Source organism: Neptunomonas qingdaonensis (assembly GCF_900113275.1).
GTDB lineage: Bacteria > Pseudomonadota > Gammaproteobacteria > Pseudomonadales > Balneatricaceae > Neptunomonas > Neptunomonas qingdaonensis.
Map to the genome: position 1 here is coordinate 74,776 of NZ_FOOU01000001.1, position 21,748 is coordinate 96,523.

Annotated in this window: 13 protein-coding genes; 5 read left to right on the forward strand and 8 right to left on the reverse strand. The window is 48.8% G+C overall.

Annotation, left to right across the window (positions count from 1 at the left end):
* The first annotated feature begins 1 nt into the window (after position 1).
* Positions 2-826: a shikimate dehydrogenase gene (gene aroE / locus BM099_RS00330; protein WP_090722965.1), complete on the forward strand. Its 825-nt coding sequence runs from the start codon at positions 2-4 to the stop codon at positions 824-826.
* A 98-nt stretch (positions 827-924) separates the two neighbouring features.
* Positions 925-3,306 carry a Lon protease family protein gene (locus BM099_RS00335; protein ID WP_090722968.1) on the forward strand — a complete coding sequence of 794 codons (2,382 nt, stop codon included), beginning with the start codon at positions 925-927 and terminating at the stop codon, positions 3,304-3,306.
* Positions 3,307-3,381: 75 nt separating this feature from the next.
* On the opposite strand, the gene BM099_RS00340 is transcribed toward BM099_RS00335, so the two are convergent.
* Positions 3,382-3,765 carry a c-type cytochrome gene (locus BM099_RS00340; protein WP_090722971.1) on the reverse strand — a complete coding sequence of 128 codons (384 nt, stop codon included), beginning with the start codon at positions 3,763-3,765 and terminating at the stop codon, positions 3,382-3,384.
* Positions 3,766-4,242: 477 nt separating this feature from the next.
* Between BM099_RS00340 and BM099_RS00345 the strand changes: the two genes are divergently transcribed.
* From BM099_RS00345 to BM099_RS00355, 3 genes are all read left to right on the forward strand, one after another.
* The gene (locus tag BM099_RS00345; protein ID WP_090722974.1) at positions 4,243-9,006 is read left to right on the forward strand and encodes an NAD-glutamate dehydrogenase; all 4,764 of its coding nucleotides are present in this window, start codon (positions 4,243-4,245) and stop codon (positions 9,004-9,006) included.
* A 225-nt stretch (positions 9,007-9,231) separates the two neighbouring features.
* Entirely contained in the window at positions 9,232-10,107 is an 876-nt protein-coding gene (locus tag BM099_RS00350) for a DUF2971 domain-containing protein (protein WP_090722978.1), read from the forward strand.
* A gap of 58 nt (positions 10,108-10,165) precedes the next feature.
* Positions 10,166-10,618, forward strand: a complete 453-nt coding sequence (locus tag BM099_RS00355) for an Lrp/AsnC family transcriptional regulator (protein ID WP_232348884.1) — start codon at positions 10,166-10,168, stop codon at positions 10,616-10,618.
* A 91-nt stretch (positions 10,619-10,709) separates the two neighbouring features.
* On the opposite strand, the gene BM099_RS00360 is transcribed toward BM099_RS00355, so the two are convergent.
* The 7 genes from BM099_RS00360 to BM099_RS00390 form a co-directional block, all read right to left on the reverse strand.
* Positions 10,710-11,600, reverse strand: coding sequence for a DMT family transporter (locus BM099_RS00360; protein ID WP_090722980.1), 891 nt, complete (start codon positions 11,598-11,600; stop codon positions 10,710-10,712).
* Between the two features lie 176 nt (positions 11,601-11,776).
* Complete coding sequence (locus BM099_RS00365; RefSeq protein ID WP_090722984.1) at positions 11,777-12,778, reverse strand: dihydroorotate dehydrogenase-like protein; 1,002 nt, start codon at positions 12,776-12,778, stop codon at positions 11,777-11,779.
* Entirely contained in the window at positions 12,775-16,497 is a 3,723-nt protein-coding gene (gene nifJ / locus BM099_RS00370; RefSeq protein WP_232348883.1) for a pyruvate:ferredoxin (flavodoxin) oxidoreductase, read from the reverse strand. The genes BM099_RS00365 and nifJ overlap by 4 nt, the downstream gene beginning before the upstream one ends.
* A gap of 141 nt (positions 16,498-16,638) precedes the next feature.
* Positions 16,639-17,763 (reverse strand): DUF1513 domain-containing protein, encoded by a 1,125-nt coding sequence (locus tag BM099_RS00375; protein WP_090722987.1) that lies wholly within the window; start codon positions 17,761-17,763, stop codon positions 16,639-16,641.
* Positions 17,750-18,889 carry an imelysin family protein gene (locus tag BM099_RS00380; protein ID WP_090722990.1) on the reverse strand — a complete coding sequence of 380 codons (1,140 nt, stop codon included), beginning with the start codon at positions 18,887-18,889 and terminating at the stop codon, positions 17,750-17,752. Before BM099_RS00380 ends, BM099_RS00375 begins: the two co-directional genes overlap by 14 nt.
* Positions 18,889-20,379 (reverse strand): di-heme oxidoreductase family protein, encoded by a 1,491-nt coding sequence (locus BM099_RS00385; RefSeq protein WP_090722993.1) that lies wholly within the window; start codon positions 20,377-20,379, stop codon positions 18,889-18,891. Before BM099_RS00385 ends, BM099_RS00380 begins: the two co-directional genes overlap by 1 nt.
* Positions 20,380-20,386: 7 nt before the next feature.
* A complete protein-coding gene (locus BM099_RS00390; RefSeq protein WP_090722995.1) occupies positions 20,387-21,652 on the reverse strand; it encodes an imelysin family protein in 1,266 nt (421 codons plus the stop codon).
* Positions 21,653-21,748: the final 96 nt, after the last annotated feature.

A 21,748-nucleotide genomic window follows, 5' to 3' on the forward strand; every position in this document is an offset into this window, starting at 1 on the left:
AATGGATCGCTATGCTGTTTTTGGTAATCCTATATCGCATTCAAAATCACCCGCGATTCACACTGAGTTTGCGCAGCAAACCTCACAGTCACTGACGTATGAAGCTATCTGCGCCCCTGTGGATAAGTTTGCGGCAAGCGTTGACGCGTTTCTTGCTGACGGCGGCAAAGGACTGAATGTCACTGTACCCTTCAAAGAAGATGCCTGGAAGATGGCTGATATTTGCTCTGAGCGTGCTCAATTGGCCGGTGCTGTGAACACTCTTTATCTGAATGATCAGGGGCAACTGTGTGGTGAGAATACCGACGGTGTGGGTATGGTGCGCGATATCCAGGACAATTATGGTTATGACATGGCGGGTAAACGTGTCCTGATTCTAGGTGCGGGTGGTGCTGTGCGCGGGGTGATCAGGCCGGTATTGGAGCAGAATCCGCGAGAAGTGGTTATCGCTAATCGGACACTCTCAAAGGCAGAAACGCTGGCCGAACTGTTTGCTCCCTATGGACATGTCAGTGCCTCGGCCTTTGAGGCCCTTGAAGGGCCTTTTGATCTGATTATTAATGGCACTGCTGCGAGCCTGCAGGGCGAAATGCCGACCTTGCCAGAAGGGATGGTGCATACGAAAACCTGGTGCTATGACATGATGTACGGCGCCAGCCAAACCCCATTCAATCGCTGGGCTGAGCAGCAGGGTGCTTATCAGCAGCTTGACGGACTGGGCATGCTGGTAGAGCAGGCAGCTGAGTCTTTTTATATCTGGCGGGGTGTTCGCCCAGACACTGCAGGCTTGATTAATCAGCTGCGGAGCCAAATATTAAATCATTGATTTAGAAGCGTTAACGCTCGCTTATTTGCAGCGTTTTCTTGCATACTGGCCGATCAGGGTTTATAAGGTTTATAAACTCTCCGGCTCAGGATGTACCGATGGAAAAGCTCAAGTCCCTCCCCCCCGAAGCCCTGTACAAAGTTTGTGATACCGACATTCTTCCCTTCAGAACAACTGAAACACTGGAAAATTTTAATGGTTTCTTTGGTCAGGAGCGTGCCATTGAAGCGATGGGGTTCGGTGTTGGCATGCGGCGTCCCGGCTATAACTTATTTGTGATGGGTAATCCGCATACCGGGCGTTTCTCTTTTGCCATGGAGAGCCTGAAGGGCATCGCCAAAAAGGAAAAGAAGCCGAGAGACTGGTGTTATCTGAATAACTTACTGGATGATCGCTATCCCGTTGCAGTTGAGTTACAGGCAGGCAAAGCCACTCAGTTACGGCGTGATAACAAACGCATGATTGAAAGCATCATGACTGAGTTGCCAGCGGTTTTCGAAAACCCTGCCTATCAACGTAAAAAAAGCAAAATTGAGCGCGATTTTAATCGCTATTATGATCAGGCTATCGATAACGTTGAAAAGCGCGCCCGTGAACAGAGCATTGCTGTCTATCAGGATGCCGGCACTGTGGGATTTACGCCGGTTGCTGATGGTCAGGCGATGGATGAAGCGGCGTTCTCACAATTACCCGAAGAGACACGCGATACCTTTTCAAAAAACATCTCTGAGCTTGAAGACTACCTGACCGAGAGTTTGACAGGGCTTCCCCAATGGCGACGTGAAGCGGCGGAAAGAATGAAGGTGCTGGATCGTGAGACAGCACGCCAAACAGTCTCTCCGCTTATTCAGGCAGCCAAAGAAAAATATAATAATATCAATTTTCTACCAGATTACTTTAATCAGCTTGAATCTCATATTGTAAAAAATTGTGCCGAGCTGATTAATGATGAAAAACTGATAGAGGCGCGCACAGAAAACGGCCGGCGTACCTTGCTGGATGAGCAGTTTGGCGTCAATTTACTGGTGGATAACAGTAAAACTAAAGGATCTCCGGTCATTTTTGAAGCACATCCCAGCTATGAGAACTTATTTGGTCGGGTTGAGTACAATAATGATATGGGGGCGCTGGTTACCAATTTTCAGATGATTCGTCCCGGTGCTTTGCATAAAGCCAATGGCGGCTATCTGGTGATGGAAGCCGAAAAACTGTTGGAGCAACCCTTTGTTTATGGAGCACTTAAGCGGGCTCTGAAAGCCCATGAGATACGTATAGAGAATCCGATGAGTGAATTCTCGGGTTTCAGTACCATTACCTTAAGCCCTGCCCCGGTTCGCCTGCATCTTAAAGTGGTGTTGATTGGTGGTCGCGATACCTATTACTTGTTACAGGAGATGGATCAGGACTTTGAAAAGATGTTTCGTGTGGTGGTAGATTTTGATGAAGATGTTGAGCGTGCCCCTGCGACTATCAGAAACTATGCGCGTTTGATGAAAACACTGGCGGGCGAAGAAAACCTTGCGCCGTTGACGCGCGAAGCGGTGGCGCGCTTGGTTGAGCAAAGTTCTCGTCTGTCGGGAGATCAGGACCTGCTCTCTGCGCATATAGGGGAGTTGGTTGACTTGCTGTGTGAAGCCGACTTTCGGCGGAAAACTGCCGGAGAAGAACTGATCAATGCTAAACATGTAGAGACGGCGCTGGATGCTAAGGAGAAACGTACCGGACGTCTCGCGCAGAAAATACTTGAAAGTATTCTCAATGAAACGGTATTAATCGACAGCGACGGTGAAGCGGTCGGTAAAAGTAATGGCCTAACGGTATTACAGGTGGGCGACGTTTCATTTGGTACCCCTGCAAGGATAACCGCCACAGTGCATCCGGGTAATCGCGGTATTGTTGATATAGAACGTGAAGTGCAGCTAGGCCAGTCGATACACTCAAAAGGCGTTTTAATTCTTTCCGGTTATTTAGGTCATCAGTATGCGCAGGATTTCCCATTAACCCTGTCAGCGAGTATCGCACTGGAACAGTCTTATGGTTATATCGACGGCGATAGTGCTTCATTGGCAGAGATATGCACGCTGATATCTGCGCTGACTCATATACCTATCTTTCAGCAATATGCCCTGACCGGTTCGATCAACCAATATGGCGAAGTGCAGGCGATTGGTGGCGTTAACGAGAAAATTGAGGGCTTCTTTAAATTATGCGAAACACGTGGCTTAACCGGTAAACAAGGCGTGATTATTCCTCGTGCTAATGTGCGTAACCTGATGTTGAAAAAGACAGTCGTGCAGGCGGTGGCGCAAGGTGATTTTCGTATTTATGCCGTTGCAACGGTTGATGAATGCTTACAAATTCTCATGGGGCGTTCTGTCGGACAGCGTAAAAATGACGGGAGCTTCACGCAGCGCAGTATTAATAATCAGGTAGTAAAGCGTCTCAAAGAGCTATATAAAGCGACGATTTCCGGCAAGTAGCATTTCAATAACAGATATAAGTCTGCCGGGACATGCCCGGCTGACTTATTATCTGGCACACTAGCGTATGCAGAACTATTTTAACGAGCGTAAAAAACTGATCAGGTAATCCTGCTGAGCTTGATCGGTGATTGAAACATGGCGCATTCTCGTACCCGGAACCAGTGCTTCATTATCTGAAATCCATTTGCGCAGATTATCTTCTGTCCACGTGAGGCCAGAGGCTTTCATTGCATCAGAATAAGAAAAGCGTGGCATTGACGCTGCCTGGCGCCCTACTACACCAATCAAGCTTGGTCCGAAAGTATTTTTACTGGGCTCAAGTGAGTGGCATGCGGTGCAGTTATGGTTAAAGATCTGTCGACCTGCTTCCGTCATTCCGCCCTCTTCTGCCTGAACAGATAGCGGTGCTGCCAATGCACCACATACGACTAAAGACGATAGTAATTTTGCTTTCATAAGGTGTCCCCCCTCTCAATAACACGGTAAAGACAGTATATTGAGTAAGGCTTTTGTTCGGCTCTTCTACAAAAGCACCGGTTCTATAAGACCTAAGTACTTTTATGCATTAGCAGATGAGCGTAAAAATAGGCTTAATGATCTAAAAAACATATTCGTGTAACACTTTTAAAAGCGCCTCGTAGTATCGGCGGTTATTTTGAGTATCAGCATGTTGTTCTATTAGGGTTAACGCTTGTGGCACGGGGGGCCCCGGTAAGGGTGGAGCGAATAGCGCCATGAAGTATCAAAATTGCGTCATTGTGGGAAAATTTTGCAGAAACCTATGAAAGAGTCGACTAAAGTTGGATGTGCGTCATTTCAGGGCATATCATACTGAAAGCAGCTAGATCTGATAATACGAGTAATGATTTACATCGATGCCATTTTTTACTGATGCCATTTATCCCGATAAGCGAATAGCGGAGCTCACACTCAATGGACAACGAGATAGCTAATAAAAAAAATAACAAAACCCTGGTCAAATTAAAGGAACTACTCCACAAAAGACTCGGAGACGCGCAGTCTGCTGAAGTTGGACAGTTTGCTGATCTTTTTTTCACTTATGCCCCTGAAGACGAAATTGCGCGACGCCCGATGGAAGCCATTTATGGTGCGACATTATCTTCCTGGTCTTTCCTTAAACATTTAAATACGTCATACGCTAAAGTGCGGGTGTTTAACCCTGATCTTGAGCAGCATGGCTGGCATAGTAACCATACCGTGGTACAAATTCTTGCTACGGATTCTCCTTTTATTGTTGATTCGGTCCGTATGGAGCTGAATCGTCAGGGGATTGGTATTCATGTTATCCAGAATATTGTGCTCTGGGTTCATCGTGAAGGTGAAGTGCTCAAAGAGCTGGCTACTGCCGGAGAAGGTACGTCCGAGTCCTATATTTATCTCGAAGTGGATCGCCATACTGAGCCCGAGCTTTTAAAAGGTTTGCAAGCAGAGTTGATGACCTCGATGGCCGCTGTTTCTGCTTCGGTCAAAGACTTCCTGCCGATGAAAGCGCGCGCTGCTGAATGTGTGGCTGGCTTGGCTGCTGGCGGTTATGAGCAGGAAAAAGCGTTTACCGAGTGGTTACTCGAAGATCACTTTACATTTTTAGCCAGCGATCAGATTGAGTTTCATGCCGATGGTATGCTGGTAGAGAAAAACTCGGGCATGGGCGTTTTAACGTTACCCAATTTAATTCATCTGGATAAAACCGAAGCTTCAGATCTGCCATTGCGTCTTGTCCGCCACGGCGAACGCTCGCGGGTACACCGTCCTGCGTATTTGGATTTGGTGATTATCAGCCGTTTCAATGAGAAGAATGAATGTATCGGTGCGACCCGTTTTCTCGGGTTATATACCTCGCCAGTCTACCGCGAAAGGCCTAAGCGTATCCCGATGATCCGTCAAAAGGTTGAACGCGTTCTGGCACGGTCCGGGTTTAATCCTCACGGACACAGCGGGAAATCATTAGAACAGGTGCTGATCGATCTGCCGCGTGATGAGCTGTTTCTGGCATCAGAAGAAGAGCTGTATAACATTGCGTTGAAAATCTTTTATCTGCAGGAACGACGTCGTGCTTGCTTACTGGTGCGTGCCGATCAGAGCGGTAAGTTTTTCTCTTGCCTGTATTACGCGCCGCGTGACCTGTTTAGTACTGCGCTGCGTTTGAATGTGCAGAACTTATTGGGGAAAGTGTTTAACGCACAGGATATAGAATTTACAAACTCGTTCAGTGAGTCTGTATTGGCACGTACACATTTTGTCTTGCGAGTGAATCCAGGCCAGATGGCCCCGGATCTTGAGCAATTAGAAGCAGAAGTGCAGGAACTGTCGCGTTCATGGAGTGATGATCTGCAGAGTGCGTTGATTGAAGCCTTTGGTGAAGAGCTGGGCACAACCCGCAGTAACATTTATCGTGAATCGTTCCCGGCCGCTTATCGTGATCACTTTACGACACTGCATGCCGTTCATGATATCGAAAAAATGGAAGCGCTTTCCGCACAGCCGCTAAGCATGAGCTTCTACCGGCTTCTGGAGCAGTCGCGCTCGGTATTGCGCTTTAAGCTGTTTACTGCGGAAAACCCACTGATTCTCTCTGATGTTATTCCTGTACTGGAGAATCTCGGCTTACGTGTCGTCGGAGAGCATCCGTATGTGGTCAGCTGCGTTAACGGGAAATCGTATTGGATACATGATTTTTCTTTGTCACATCGCGGGGGTTCAGCGCCGATTGAACTGGATCAGGTTAAAGACATTTTCCAGCAGGCATTTGCCGCTATCTGGCAAGGTCTGGCTGACAATGATGAGTTCAACCGTCTGGTGCTGAGTGCCGGTCTTAATTGGCGTGAAGTGGCCATGTTGCGCGCTTATGCACGTTATAACAAACAGATTCGATTTGGTTTCAGTCAGGCTTACATTGCTGAAACGATGACGCGTCATACGCAGGCCACACGCTTGCTGGTGGCTTTGTTCCGCGCCCGCTTTGAGCCATCCCGACAGGGACGCGGTAAAGTACAGGCGGTGCTCGGGCGTATAGAAAACAGTATTCTGGATGCGTTGGATAAGGTTGATAACCTTAACGACGATAAAATCCTCAGAGGCTTTCTTGAGCTGATAAAAGCCACACTGCGCACCAACTTTTTCCAGTTAAATGAAAAGGGTGAGCCTAAAGAATATCAGTCATTTAAACTCAACCCGCACCTTATTGCGGCTATCCCTAAACCACGGCCGATGTTCGAGATGTTTGTCTACTCGCCACGGGTTGAGGGTGTTCACCTGCGCGGCGGTAAGGTTGCCCGTGGTGGATTACGCTGGTCAGATCGCCTGGAAGACTACCGTACAGAAGTGCTCGGTTTGGTAAAAGCTCAGCAGGTAAAAAATGCGGTCATTGTACCTGTCGGGGCAAAAGGCGGGTTTGTTGCCAAACGTCTGCCGCAGGGCGGTACGCGTGACGAAATCCTGGCGGAAGGTATCGCCAGCTATAAGATCTTTATCCGTGGCCTGCTGGATGTCGCTGATAACTTAAAAGGTGGCGAAGTTATTCCACCGGAAAATGTGGTACGCCATGACGGTGATGACCCTTATCTGGTCGTTGCGGCCGATAAAGGCACCGCTACATTCTCTGATATAGCCAATGAGATTGCCGAGTCCTACGGCTTCTGGATGGGTGATGCTTTTGCTTCCGGCGGAAGCCAGGGGTATGACCACAAAGGGATGGGAATCACGGCGAAAGGAGCATGGGAGTCGGTTAAGCTGCACTTTCGTGAGAAAGGCATCAATACTCAGACCGATCCTTTCACCGTTATCGGTATCGGGGATATGGCAGGTGATGTATTTGGTAACGGTATGCTGTTGTCGGATAAGATCCGCCTGGTGGCAGCATTTAACCACATGCATATCTTTATTGATCCGACACCTGATGAAGCGAGCACTTTTATTGAACGCCAGCGCATGTTTGCTCTGCCACGTTCGGGCTGGGAAGATTATGACACTTCATTGATTTCAAAAGGGGGCGGCCTCTTCCTGCGCTCTGCAAAATCGATCACGCTGACGCCTGAGATGAAGCAGCGCTTCGATATTAACGAAGATAAGCTCTCTCCGAACGATCTGATCTCGGCTTTACTCAAAGCACCGGTAGATCTGCTTTGGAATGGAGGTATCGGTACCTATGTGAAATCGAGCCTGGAAAACCATGCAGATGTGGGAGATAAGGCCAACGATGCGTTGCGTGTGAATGGGAATGAGTTGCGTTGCAAGGTCTTGGGTGAAGGCGGAAATCTGGGCTTCACACAGCGGGGTCGTATCGAGTTCTGTCTGAATGGCGGTTCTTGTAATACCGACTTTATCGATAATGCGGGTGGGGTTGACTGCTCCGACCATGAGGTGAATATTAAAATTCTTCTCAATAAATGCATTGTCGATGGCGATCTGACAGTGAAACAACGTAATGACTTGTTACGTGAAATGACCGATGCGGTGGCTGTACAAGTGCTGAAAAGTAATGACCGTCAGGCAAGAGCGCTCAGTTTAGCGCTTGAGCATGCCGGTAAATCGCAGGATGAGTATGCCCGCTTGATGGATCGTCTTGAGCGTGAGGGTCGCCTGGATCGTGCGCTTGAGTTCTTGCCTGATGCAGAAGCATTGCTGCAACGTCAGAAGAATCATCAGAGTCTGACACGCCCTGAATTGTCGGTATTAATCTCTTACACCAAAGCAGAGCTTAAAGAGCTGCTGACTCAGAGCTGGATAACCGACGATCCTTACGTTAAAAATGAGATTAAAGAAGCGTTCCCTGAACAGTTAGTCAAGCGCTTCCCTGAAGCGGTGCAAGAACATCAGCTGAAGAAGGAAATTATCGCAACCCAGGTTGCCAATGCGATGGTTAACCACATGGGGATCACCTTTACCAACCGCATGATGGAAACCGCTGGTCAGTCTGCTGATCAGGTTGCTGTAGCTTATCTGGTGGCGCGTGATGTCTTCCAACTGCGTGAGATCTGGGAACAGATAGAAGCATTAGATAATCTCGTTTCGACACAGTTACAGCAACGCATGATGGTGGATATGTTGCGCTTGATGCGTCGTGCCAGCTATTGGTTATTGCGCAATGTGTGCAACCGTGGCTGCTTTCAACTGCAGGAAGTAATTGATCGCTTCAAGCCTGCGGTTGCTGAGATCAGCGCCTCCTTTACTGAGCTGTTGTCTGGTGACTTAAAAACGGCCTGGTTAGGTAAAAGGCAAAGCCTGATCGATGAGGGTATTCCTGAAGATCTGGCGTCGATGATCACCTCTGCAGAGCGACTCTATGCTGCCCTGGCAATCAGCGAGGTATCAGATCAGGTTAAACAGCCTCTTCTTAATACCGCAGAAGTTGATTTCTGGTTAGGCGAGCGGCTGCAGCTGGATTGGGTCAGCGAGCGCATTCGTCAGATTGATCCGCAGAACCATTGGCAGTTGCTGGCGCGTGAAGGTTTCAATGAGGACCTGAATACTCAGCAAAGTCGCCTGACACGTTCGGTATTGAGCAGTGACAGTGAACTGACCGGCCAGGCGTTGGCACAAAGCTGGTTAGATAAGAATTCGCAGGGACTGAAACGCTGGGAGCATGTGCTTGAAGAACTGCGTTCGACGGCCGTTGCCGATAGTGCGACATTCACGGTGGTTATTCGTGAGCTGACGGAGCTGTCTAAAAAATTCTGATGAAACTGCAGGAAGTGTATTGAGTACACCTTTAATGCTTGAACCTTTCGGGGTGCAGATGGGTTGTATCCAGACGTATATCCAAAGGTATATCCAGGGGGGCATGGCAACATGCGCCCCTTTTTTTTGTCTGAAATGTGCTAATGTTATAAGGTGTTACCGTGAAAAAAAATTCAGAGAAAGTTACAAAAGAGTCGAGAGCGCACGAATAAAACAGGTCAGCCGATGGTTAGCGAAATCACCCAAAAACTATATTCCGATATACCTAATGAAACTATCTACCATTACACCTCATTTTCCGGGTTGCTGGGTATCGTAGGGAGTGGATCTTTATGGGCCAGTGATATTCGTTATATGAACGACTCTGCAGAGTTGAATCATATGGTGACGCTGATCAGAGAAGAGGTGAATGAACGTATTGTTCTGGGCCACCCCAATCCAAAACTGCTGAATCAGTTCCTTGATTGGATTGCCGGTCGGGTAACGAACGGACACATGTTGTTTGCGGGATCTTTCCGGGCGAATGGTAATCTGCTCAGCCAATGGCGTGGCTACAGTGAGCTGGGAAAAGGTGTGAGTATTGGTTTTGACCCTAAGCAGATAATCAGCTGCGCCCGTCAGCAGTCATTTATGGTAGGGAAGTGTATTTATGACCGTAAACAACAGCGACAACTTATTCATCAAATAGTTGATTTTGTTGAAGATCTTGCGGCAGAATTTTGTGGAATGCACGGCTGCCGGGATGATATTGTCTTCGCCGAGGTGTTTGAGCAGGTCGAAAGTGATCTGTTACGTATTGCGGCGATTCTGAAGCACCCCTCTTTTCAAGAGGAGGAGGAGTGGCGCATTGTTTCGCCGGTTGTTACCGACTTCAAAGACCCCTCTGTCCACTATCGGGAAGGTACTTCTATGCTGGTGCCCTTCTTTGAGTTTTCGTTGGTGGCCCCGAAGGCAGACAAGCTACAGATACAGCATATTTTTCTGGGCCCTACCCCCAATATCAGTTTGTCGATGAACTCATTGTCGATGTATCTGGCGAAGGAAGGTGTAGCGCCTAAACGAGGCATTGGCTATTGTCAGATCCCTTACAGACAACGTTGAGGCATTTTATGACGAGCGAGGCTGAGGCTTTTATGACGAGCAAGGCTGAGGCTCTTTTATGATCGACAATATTAATCGCCGTATTTTAAAAGCCTTGCAAAAAAATGCGCGTATATCTTATGCGGAACTGGGAAAACAGGTGCATCTGTCAGCGCCTGCTGTTGCTGAGCGAATACGAAAATTGGAGCAGGAAGGTGTTATCAGCGGTTATTGCGTATCGGTTGATATGGATAAGCTGGGACTGCCGGTCGTGGCGATTGTGCAATGTAAAGTATTTCGCGCGATGGAGCGCCAGTTTAAAGAGCTGTTACTGACGATCCCGGATATTATCGAATGCTACAACACAACCGGTGAGCAGGCATTTGTTATCAAAATGGCCACCGCGTCAATGGCCAGACTTGATGAAATACTGGAGCAGTTCGGCGACATGAGCGACACCAATACCATGATGATTCTTTCGACGCCGGTGCATCGCGCCCTACCGGACACTTTTTTTGACTCAGCTGTTTAACCCAGCTTTTAAAATCGGCTCATTAATTAAGCTTATAATTAAGCACGTCGACTAAAGAGCCCTTGCCACCCGCGCTAAACGGCATCTTGAGCTAAACGGCACCTTGCTCCATGGCTAGTTTAGGTTTTCGTTCCGGCCATTGGCTAATTAACATCCCCAGTAGCATTAATCCACAGCCTGTAAACTGATTGCTGGTGAGTTGCTCGTTGAGTAGTAACCAGCCTCCAATCACTGCAAAAACCGCTTCTGTGGACAAAATAAGAGCGGTGACGCTCGGTGCGACCTGGCGTTGAGCAATGATCTGTAGAGTAAAGGCGATACCGCTGGAGGCGACACCCGCGTAAAGTAAAGGCAGTAGCGCCAGCTCAAACTGCACCATTGTTGGTTCTTCAAGCATAAACATCATGACGGTGGCTAACACAGTGGCTACCAAAAATTGCACAATCGATAGGCTAATGGCGTCTACCTTGCGACAAAGCCAGCCAAGAATAAGCACATGTGCCGTCCAGAAAAATGCACCGACGAGCACTTGGGCATCGCCTTTATTGATGCTGAAATCATCCGAAACGGAGAGCGCGTACAGTCCTGCCAGCGCCAGAATAACACCAACCCAGGTTTTCATATTAGTTGCATGGCCTAGTGCTATGCCGGCGATAGGCACCATGACAATGTACATACCGGTGATAAAGCCCGCATTACCTGCGGTGGTGTGCTGCAACCCCACCTGTTGAAAGCTAAAACCTGCAAACATCACGCTACCTGCCACTAACCCACCAATGAACAAGTCTTTGTTCAAGGGTAATTTATGTTTACCTAAAATAAACCATAGAGGAACAAGTGACAGTGCTCCCAATAAAAAACGCGCCGCGTTGAAGCTGTGGGGGCCAAGGTGTTGCATACCGGTGCTTTGGGCAACAAAGGCGAAGCCCCATATAGCCGCGACCAGAATCAATAGTACATGCGAGGGTTTTAGAGTGGTCATAACAAACAAGCATCCGATAGATGATCAATAATGGCGCTATTGTAATCGTCAGTGGTGCTATTGAGAAAGAAGTTAGCTATCGAAAACAAAGCAACAAGGCTTTTATATAAAGGTTTAAAGAGGTCTTTGCTTTGCTTTCGAAAGTTTGTGTTATTTGTGAGGCTAATGTTATCTTTTTAGCGACCCCAGCCATCCAACAGATCCAGATAATTACTGCGCTCATAGCGGCTCGGATCCGGCGTATGGGCGTATGACATGCTGCCTTTAAGTTGCGCCAGTGATTCATATTCATTGGCGTCCAGCCACTGACCGATGCCTTGGTTGAGTTCGCTAATAACACCCAGGCCGTTGTGTAGCAGCACACTGCAGAGTTGAGTAATGTCTGCACCTGCCAAAGATGCCTTGAGAACGTCTTCAGTGCTGTGTATTCCGCCTGTAACAGCAATATCGATAGCAACCTGATGCTTGATAATAGCGGTCCAGCGTAACCTTTCGAGCAGCTCTGAGGAGGTGGAAAGCTGAATATGGCTATCAACATCGAGGGTTTCCAGATTGATATCAGGTTGGTAAAAACGGTTAAAGATAACAATCGCATCAGCGCCTGCTATTTTCAGTTTATCCACAAAATGTACCGGACTGCTGAACTGCGAAGAAATTTTCACCGCGAGCGGAATATTGATGGCGGCTCTGACGCGGCGGACAATCTCGACATAACGATTTTCAACGTGGTTTGCACTCTCTTTGAGATTGGCGGCGACATAATAGATATTCAGCTCCAGAGCATCAGCGCCCGCTTGCTGCATATTAGCGGCATGCTCCTCCCAGCCCTCCAGCGATACGCCGTTAAGGCTGGCGATTACCGGGATGGACAGCGCCTGTTTTAATGATTGCAGTGTTTCCAGATAACGCTCTTCTGTGGTTTTTAATTTTTTCATAATGGGAGACGGCAGGTAGCCATCAGCTTCGAAGTGACCGATATCCTGGTCGTGAAGGATTTTATGAATCAGATCATTATCCTGCTGGCAGTGCTCTTCAAATAAGCTATGCATAACGATGGCTGCTATGCCGGCTTCTTCGAGTGCCAAGGCGCTTTTCAGACTGGACGTGAGTGGTGAGGCCGATGCTACAAGCGGGCTTTTTAACGTCATGCCCAGATAGTGACTGGTAAGCTTGCTCATAATGGCGTCCTCTCTGAATTGCCTTTATCGGCTATGGGTTCTGCTCTGGGTTCTGCTCTGGGTTCTGCTATGGTTTCGGTTATGGATTGAGGAATAGCAGCCGCTTGCCAATCCATGTCAGCCAGCTGCTGGTAGCGTTTATAACGCTCACTGACCTCATGCTGAGCACGTTCGAGTAACAAGGCCGCTTCTTCAGGATGAGTGCGGTAAAGCATGCTGAAACGGGACTCCAGTAAGGCAAATTTCGCATACGGAATTGAGGGCTCAGCTGAATCCAGCTTGAGAGGGTTCTTACCCTCTGCTGCCCGTCGCGGATCATAACGAAACAGTGGCCAATGGCCGCTCTCTACGGCTAGCTTTTGATGCTGGTGATTGTCCTTAAGGTCGTAACCATGGGCAATACACGGTGAGTAAGCGATTATTAACGAAGGGCCATCATATGACTCAGCTTCGATAAAAGTACGCAATGTTTGTACATCTTTGCTGGCATAGGCGACATGCGCGACATACACATGCCCATAGTCCATGGCCAGACGCGCGAGATCTTTTTTAGCGACGGACTTACCCGCTGCCGAAAACTTGGCAACAGCCGCTAAGGGTGTCGCTTTTGATGTTTGGCCACCGGTGTTGGAATAGACTTCGGTATCCAGCACCAGAATGTTCACATTTCGATTGGAGGCGAGTACGTGATCTAAACCGCCGTAGCCAATGTCGTAGGCCCAGCCATCGCCGCCGATGATCCAGATGCTTTTACGGCATAGCTGATCCGCAATGTGGATCAGTTCTTCTGCATCGGGTTCAGAAAGGCCGGACAGTTGCTCTTTGAGTTGGCTTACCCGCTGGCGTTGCTCTTCTATATCGGATTCGTCATGCTCAACCGCGTTTAAAATAGCATCGACCAGTGCCATGTTGAGCTGAGACTTTACACCGAGCTGAGGTTTTAAGCGTAACAGTAGTTCGCGAGCGTACTCATTCTGTTTATCCACCGCTGCCCGCATGCCCAAACCGAATTCGGCATTATCTTCAAACAGTGAGTTATTCCATGCAGGTCCCCTACCCTGACTATTCGTGGTCCATGGCGTTGTGGGTAAGTTGCCTCCATAAATGGATGAGCAACCGGTCGCATTGGCAACCAGCATACGTTCACCAAACAGCTGGCTGGCCAGGCGGATGTAGGAGGTCTCGCCACAACCAGAGCAGGCACCGCTGAACTCAAATAATGGCTGCATCAGCATCGCACCTTTGATGGTGCCGGCTTTCAGCCCTTTGCGATCAAACTCAGGCAGTTGTTCAAAGAAGGCCCAGTTGGCTTTTTCCTGTTCCAGAGTGTGTTCTTTCGGCACCATGTTGAGGGCTTTACGGCTCACATTGGTTTTGTCTTTTATCGGGCAGATATCGACACACAGGGTGCAACCAGTGCAATCTTGTGGCGATATCTGATAAGTCATCAGCGTGCCTCCAGGGAACTCTTTAGCGCCTTTAATAGGCACAGCTTTAAAGTGTGGCGGAGCATTCTCAAGTAATTCAGGTGCAAAGGCTTTAGAGCGTATTACGCTATGCGGGCAGACTAAAACGCACTTGCCGCAATGGGTGCATAGATCCTCTTCCCATTGCGGTATCTGATGCGCGAGATCGCGTTTTTCATAACGAGCGGTTCCCGTTGGCCAGGTGCCATCCTGAGGTATCTGACTGACAGCAACCTCGTTACCCAAACCGGCGATCAGTTTTGCGGTTAATTGCTTAACGAAGTCGCTGGCGTTTTCGGTGTGTACTTCATGCATCGGGATACGACTGCTGATTTGTCGGGGTATATCGAGTAAGTGCAGTTGTGCGAGTGTTGCATCGATAGCCCGTATATTAAGATCGACAATCGATTTGCTGTGGTGCCCGTAGGTTTTTTCTACTGCTTTTTTTATCTGCGCAATCGCTTCGTCATGCGGCAGAATGCCTGAAATAGCAAAAAAGCAGGTTTGCATGATGGTGTTGATACGCGTGCCTAGTTTGGATTCACTGGCGACTTTATAAGCATCGATAACATAAACGGCTATTTGCTTATCGATAATCTGCTGCTGAACAGCGGCCGGAAACGTTTCCCAGGCTTGTGAGGCTGGCGCGGTGGTGTTGAGCAGAAAGACAGCGCCCTGTGCAGCCTTATCCAGCATAGGGTATAGCTTTAAGAAGTCTGTTTGGTGGCATCCAATGAAATTTGCGTGGTTCGCCTGGATTTCATAAGCTGAATGAATCGGCTCGGCACCAAATCTGAGATGTGAAACGGTTATCGCACCGGATTTTTTCGAGTCATAAACAAAATGTCCCTGTGCATAAAATCCATCCTGTTCGCCGATAATTTTTATACTGTTTTTATTCGCACTGACCGTACCATCAGCACCGAGTCCATAAAAGAGTGCCTGAAAGTTGGAGGCATACGCATCGGTTGTAAATGCCGGATCATAATCAAGGCTGGTGTGTGTCAGGTCGTCATTAATACCGACCGTAAAAAGATTCTTACTGTGCGGCTTATCCAGCTCATCGAAAACGGCTTTCAGCATCGCCGGGGTAAACTCTTTGGACGAGAGCCCAAAGCGACCGCCGATAATCTTCAGCAGTCTGGCTGTGGGTAACTCATCTGGCTGACGTTCGTCTAGCAGCACCTGTAACAGTGCTGTGGATATATCTTTATACAGGGGTTCTCCATCCGCGCCGGGCTCTTTGGTGCGATCCAGCACCGCAATTTTTTGCACTGAATCAGGTAATGCCGCCAGCAGTCGCTGCGCATCAAAAGGCCGGAATAGACGCACTTTTAACAGCCCCGTCTGCGCACCTTGTTTATTCAGATAGTTGACGGTTTCTTCGGCTGTTTCAGCGCCAGAGCCCATCAGAATGATCACTTTATCGGCGTTTGGTGAGCCAACATATTCATATAATTGATACTGGCGCCCGGTCACTGTTGCGAAGCGGTTCATCGCGGCCTGAACCACATCAGGAAAAGCCGCATAGTAAGGGTTGCTGGCTTCACGTGATTGAAAAAACAGATCAGGGTTTTGTGAGGTGCCACGTATGACCGGATGTTCTGGTGATAGGGCTCTGTCCCGGCAGGCACGAATCAGTGGTCTGTCGATTAAGTCTTGCAGCATCTGTGGGGTAACGATCTCGACTTTGCTGACTTCGTGGCTGGTACGAAACCCATCAAAGAAATGCAGAACAGGGACGCGCCCTTGCAGTGATGCCATTTCGGCAATGGTTGCCATATCCATCACTTCCTGCACACAATTTGAGGCTAGCATGGCAAACCCGGTGGTGCGGGCCGCCATTACATCACTATGATCACAGAAAATAGACAACGCATGCGTGGCAACCGAGCGAGCAGCAATGTGAAATACCGTCGGTGTTAATTCAGCTGCGATCTTAAACATATTAGGGATTTTTAGTAACAGGCCCTGAGAGGCAGTAAAGGTGCAGGTTTTAGCGCCTGCCTGTAACGCGCCATGAACCGCACCGGCAGCACCGGCTTCGCTTTGCAGCTCAATGACATCCGGGACTGTGCCCCATAGGTTAGGTTTACCGCTGGCGCTCCACGCATCGCTTAATTCACCCATCGGAGATGCCGGAGTAATAGGATAGATCGCGATCACATCGTTTAACTGATATGCAATATAAGCCGCCGCCTCATTTCCGTCCATCATCCGGAACTGATCAGGCTTACCTACTTTATCAGACATTCCTACTCCATCAGACATGACTAAACCCCTGGCTTTGTATGCTCTTTCTGATCAGGATAGAACTTTCAGCAGGGTAATATCAGTGGAATCTGATTAACTCTTGAGATAGGTCATAATAATTCGGCCGCTTAAACGGGTCACTCAGACGGGTGGGATAAAAGAGAGATGGTTATCCCATCGGATGTTATCCGCAGCTGCCAGTAGCGAAGGCCGGGCGGATGTTAACGCATTGAGCATGTATAGCTGGCCTGTTCCTGAGCTCACTAAGAACTCCCCGGGGCGCCCTGTGTTGGCTAGGCCACAAGCGTCTTTTACTTTTACTGCTTTACTAAATTGCCGGGATTGCATATCCCAGAGTGTAATAATGTTTCCTCTGGGGGCTGACACAGCAGCGTAGTTGCCAGAGCTATCAAAGCAGGCGCTGCCGCAATATTGATTCAGCCGGCTGTGTATGCCTGAAGGCATGCTTAAGGGCTGAATGGATTCTCCACGCGTGTGATAAGCGATTAGTGGGACGCTGTCACCGGGGTTGCCCTGATATTGCATGGCGATCAGTATCTGTCCATCCGCGGCAATATCCAGATGGCGGATGCTCGACTGATGATACTCCTCCGGTAAGCGAACCTGCTCAAGTGGCTGGCCTGTGTGTAAATCGAGATAAACTAATGATGGTTGCATCGATTCCAGATTAAGCTTCTCGCGGCCTCGCGTTTTGATGCCACCATTGGCAATCACGAGTGTTTTCTGGTCTGGCGACAGGCGCAATTCATGCGGGCCGATACCTGCGGATGAATACTCTTCGACTATTTCAAAATTTATCGTGATGTCACGTATAACGATGCGACCCTGCTCATGTTGCTCGCTCTTTTCTGTGGTGAGCAGATAGCGGCCATCGGCACTGATCTGAGCATGTCCGTAGAGGTGATACCCATCGGTACACATAATCCGTTGTACCCGTTTGCCGGATTGGTAATCGAGTATATCGATGGATGTTCCCGGGCGTCGGGACACCGCAAACAGCCAGGGTTGAATAGGATGGCTGACGATCTGGTGGGCGCGACAAGGCAGCGGATGACGTATCAGCTGCTTACCAAGGCCATTAAACAGATTCAGGTAGTTCTGTCCATCCATTCCCTGGCTGGCAGAAGCGAAGCGTTGCGATGCCTCGGAGCCTTTTGATGAATAGCCCTGCGCTGATCTGCTTTGTAATAACACCGAAGACGCTGCCAGCCAGCCTAAAAACTGGCGGCGGTTAATCCCCGTCACGGCTGTTGAATCCTAATTGGATATTCAGCGTTTGCATGGCCAGCTCCAGATGATTCTGCAAGGTTTTCAGATGGTCGCTAACCTGCATGAGTTGTTGGTGCATTTGCGCAGTGATGTTCATCTGGGTAATGGCGGGTAGCTGAGCCAACTGCGCTGTAATCATCTTAAACGAGGTTTCAATATCAGCGGCACGCTCACTGTCATTCGATGCCTCTAACAGAGTTTTCACACTGACGGGGTGAGTGCCACTGTAGAGTTCATGCAGAGCGATAATATTTTCCTGGATATTGTTGATAGATTGCCCACTACGCCATGATTCGCTTTTCTTCCAGCGGCTTTGCTGCGCTGATGTGTCGAGTGGTTTCAGGAGCTTGTTATCACGAATAGCTTCAATGGGCTCAACAAGCGATTTCATAAACTCTGTCGCGGCCTCTGAGGGTGTTTCATAGGCGAGGTACTCCTCAAATCCAGATTCAATTTCAGCCTCAGTGTCAGTATCCGGCGTGTTGGTATTGTTACTCGCCAGTGAGATTGAACGTGCTTCTTCTGTCCATTCACTGTGGATAGCCTGAGCGGTGTCATAGATGTGTTCTGCAATAGCATTGGCCAGACGGCACTCAACCGCATTGCGATCTTGTATCTGCTTATCGTCAGCAAAGAGTAGGCGCTCAAGTGCCGGGAAGCCTTTGACGCTGATACTGGCGGAGCGGAAAAATTCGTCATCAAAGCTTGCTTCAGTGGCCGCCAGAATAGCACTGAGTTGTTTTGCCCCAATATTCTTTTTATCCGGCCAGTATTGCAGAGAATAATTTCGCATCAGCAATGTGACCGGGCCAAACTGTATATGCTGTACGCCCTGCCAGCTGGCCTGAGCACGGTTAAAACTCTGTTGTGCTGCGTCTAGTTGCTGATCGGTTGGCGCTTCACATAAATGCTTAAGCTGCTCTGACATGGCTAAACTGTTATCCGCCAGACGTAGGTAACGCGGAGACAGGTGTTGCCCGATAATGACGTTGTTTAATTCACTCCACTGTTCTTCAGTGGGTGCTGCATGAACAACGCCAACGCCGAACAGGAATAAAGAGAGACTCAGTAAAACGGGTGTTAATGAATGGCTCGGTTGCATTAGAGTGATTCCAAAAATGAGATGAGAGCGTGTCTGTTTTGTGGTGAAAGTTGCATGAAAAGTTTTTTACTGGCGTCTGCTTCCCCGCCGTGCCAGATAATCGCCTCCGCTAAATTCCTGGCACGCCCGTCATGTAAAAACTGAGTATGGCCGCTGACAGATTTTGTCAGGCCAATGCCCCATAGAGGAGCGGTTCTCCATTCGCGCCCCGTGGCCAGAAATTCATCACGGTTATCGGCTAAGCCTTCACCCATGTCATGTAATAACAGGTCAGTGTAGGGGCTGATTGTCTGTTTCAGCGGGGACTCGGATGAGCCATTGTTAATTATATAAGCGGGTGTGTGGCAACGCTGGCAGCCGATAGCGGTGAACAGTTTTTCGCCACGGATTACCTCGGGTGCGTTCACATTTCGTCGCCCCGGAACTGCCAGATTACGCGTATAAAACGTAAACAGATCGAGCATCTGCGCAGAGGCCTCAGCATTATCCAGATGTGTGCTATTACCGTTGGGCAGCATCTGACAATGTGTTTGTGCTGCTGTGCAATCACCTGATCCATCCGGGAACATCGGGGAAGAGATACCGATATCCGCGTGTAGGGCTGAAGCATTCTGTTGTTGTAACATCGGATGGCCTGCCTTCCAGCCAAAACGGCCAATACTGAGATTTTGTCTCTGCATATCCCAGACACGGTTTACGCGTCCTGAAATACCGTCGTTGTCGAGATCGTCGGGGTCTTCGCTCGCGAGAATAACGGCCTCTGGGATGGCTTCGAGTAAACCCAGGCCGATGATAGGCGGAGCTACCCGCGCTGACATCCGGGTATCGGGATGCAATGGGCCGTAGCTTAGTTGTTTAATATCATACTCAGGCGTACGCAGTGAAATAGTGGCGGTCTTTTCACCGGCTAAAGGTGACACGGGAAGCTCGGTATAACGCACTTTTATACGGCCTTCTGCGGCAATTCCCTGTACAGAAAAGTCTTGTAGCTGTGTGCCATACACGGGTTCGGGGAGTACGCTTTGCTGGCCTGGTGCCTGCATTGTAGGCTGCTGCGTTTGCGCAGGAATGCTCAGGCGCAGAATCATGGAGATCGCTGCATCTGCGCTGTCGTGTGTTGTCGTAGGACGACCACGGCCATTGCGGATATGGCAACTGTGGCAGGAGCGAGCATTAAAAAGCGGACCAAGACCATCGCTGGCCGTGGTTGACGAGGGCGACGAGACCCATATTTTACTGAACAGGCTGCTGCCCAATGCAAAGGACATCCGCTCGTCTGATGACAGGTGCTCTGCGGGTAACAAAAAGGAAGATGAAAAGGCATTCCAGGGTGCTGACAGAGTTACTGGCAGAGCCTCTTGCTCTGATACGGGCTCAGGCTGCTGCTCACTGGCATAGGCCTGGGAGAACAGCCAGTGCTGGCTCGCCAGCGTTGCGGTTAGTGCCGCAATCGCGACTATGCTAACCGCAAGAAAGAAGAGGTTTTTCATCGCTGCATTACTGAACGGTGCTTGGGTTATCGAGGCTATCAGAACCTTCCAACGTTACGCTGCCCAGTTCCAATGCATTCATCGCTTTCTCGATTGAGCGCGTCTGAGCGGTTAATGTATCGACTACTTTCTGTACTACCGCGTTGCCTTCTGTATTGCCGCTGGCAATCAGTACATCAAAAGTATTACCCAAACTTGCCTGATCTACCATGCCTTGCATGGCTGCTTCGGTGGAATTCAACTCGCTGCGCAACTGTTGATCAACGTCCGCTGCTTTAGCCCTGACCAAATCTGATAACCCCGGCCCTTTAACTAAACTGCCATCAACACGGGTGTATTCGCCCAGATAAACATTCTTTATGCCTTTTGCATCGAAATAGTGCGAACTGTGAGTGTTGTCTGAGAAGCAATCATGCTCTTCTTCAGGGTCGTGTAGCATTAAACCAAGTTTAATACGCTCGCCAGCCAGTTCTCCATAAGAGAGGCTACCCATGCCGCTAAGGATGGTTCTTAACGCTTCACTATCGCTTTTGGCTGCCAGGTCTTTGCGTGCTGCTCCACCCTCTTTCCAGTTATTGGCCATCTCTTCCAGGTCAGTGATCAACAATGTCGTGACAGCACTCAGGTAGTCGCGACGGCGCTCACAATTACCGCCAGTACAATCCGTTAAACTATAATCAGTTGCTGGGCGAGCCCCGGCGCCTTTCTCTGTGCCATTCAGGTCCTGTCCCCAGAGTAAAAATTCGATGGCGTGATAGCCTGTCGCAACATTCGTATCAATCTCATCGACTTCATGTAATGTTTCAGCAAGAAGTTGCGGGGTGATGTGGGTCGCATCAATTGTTTTATTGCCAAGTTTCAATACTGGGTTGGCAATCACGTTGGCCCTATACAGGAGGTTTTCATCGGATTCAGTGCCGTAACTTCCACTGTTCACATAATCGATAAGCCCTTCATCCAAAGGCCAGGCATTTACCCTGCCTTCCCATTCATCAACTATCACGTTACCAAAACGGAATGCTTCTGTTTGCTGGTAAGGAACACGAGCATTGATCCACGCTTGTTGTGCGGCATCCAGGTTTGCTTGTGTCGGCGAGGTTAACAGGTCATCAATAGACGCTTTGAGTATTTTAGCTGTGGATAAAGAGTCGGCATAAGCGGCTTCAGCAATATCACCATAAGTGCCTACAACAGAGGCAGCACTATTCGCTAATACAAGAGTATTGGTTGCACTGAGTGCAATAGTGAGTGCTAATTTTGTAAATACTTTCATTAATTTATCCTGAGCTTAGAATATTTTGATGTGAATATAAATGATAAGCGTTATCATTACAAATAGTGTTTGTTGATATTTTTTATTCTGTCGGAG

Excerpts from the sequence above, each read along its gene's own strand:
- aroE (WP_090722965.1), top strand. The coding sequence starts at position 2 with ATGGATCGCTATGCTGTTTTTGGTAATCCTATATCGCATTCAAAATCA.
- BM099_RS00335 (WP_090722968.1), top strand. The coding sequence starts at position 925 with ATGGAAAAGCTCAAGTCCCTCCCCCCCGAAGCCCTGTACAAAGTTTGT.
- BM099_RS00340 (WP_090722971.1), bottom strand. The coding sequence starts at position 3,765 with ATGAAAGCAAAATTACTATCGTCTTTAGTCGTATGTGGTGCATTGGCA.
- BM099_RS00345 (WP_090722974.1), top strand. The coding sequence starts at position 4,243 with ATGGACAACGAGATAGCTAATAAAAAAAATAACAAAACCCTGGTCAAA.
- BM099_RS00350 (WP_090722978.1), top strand. The coding sequence starts at position 9,232 with ATGGTTAGCGAAATCACCCAAAAACTATATTCCGATATACCTAATGAA.
- BM099_RS00355 (WP_232348884.1), top strand. The coding sequence starts at position 10,166 with ATGATCGACAATATTAATCGCCGTATTTTAAAAGCCTTGCAAAAAAAT.
- BM099_RS00360 (WP_090722980.1), bottom strand. The coding sequence starts at position 11,600 with ATGACCACTCTAAAACCCTCGCATGTACTATTGATTCTGGTCGCGGCT.
- BM099_RS00365 (WP_090722984.1), bottom strand. The coding sequence starts at position 12,778 with ATGAGCAAGCTTACCAGTCACTATCTGGGCATGACGTTAAAAAGCCCG.
- nifJ (WP_232348883.1), bottom strand. The coding sequence starts at position 16,497 with ATGTCTGATAAAGTAGGTAAGCCTGATCAGTTCCGGATGATGGACGGA.
- BM099_RS00380 (WP_090722990.1), bottom strand. The coding sequence starts at position 18,889 with ATGCAACCGAGCCATTCATTAACACCCGTTTTACTGAGTCTCTCTTTA.
- BM099_RS00385 (WP_090722993.1), bottom strand. The coding sequence starts at position 20,379 with ATGAAAAACCTCTTCTTTCTTGCGGTTAGCATAGTCGCGATTGCGGCA.
- BM099_RS00390 (WP_090722995.1), bottom strand. The coding sequence starts at position 21,652 with ATGAAAGTATTTACAAAATTAGCACTCACTATTGCACTCAGTGCAACC.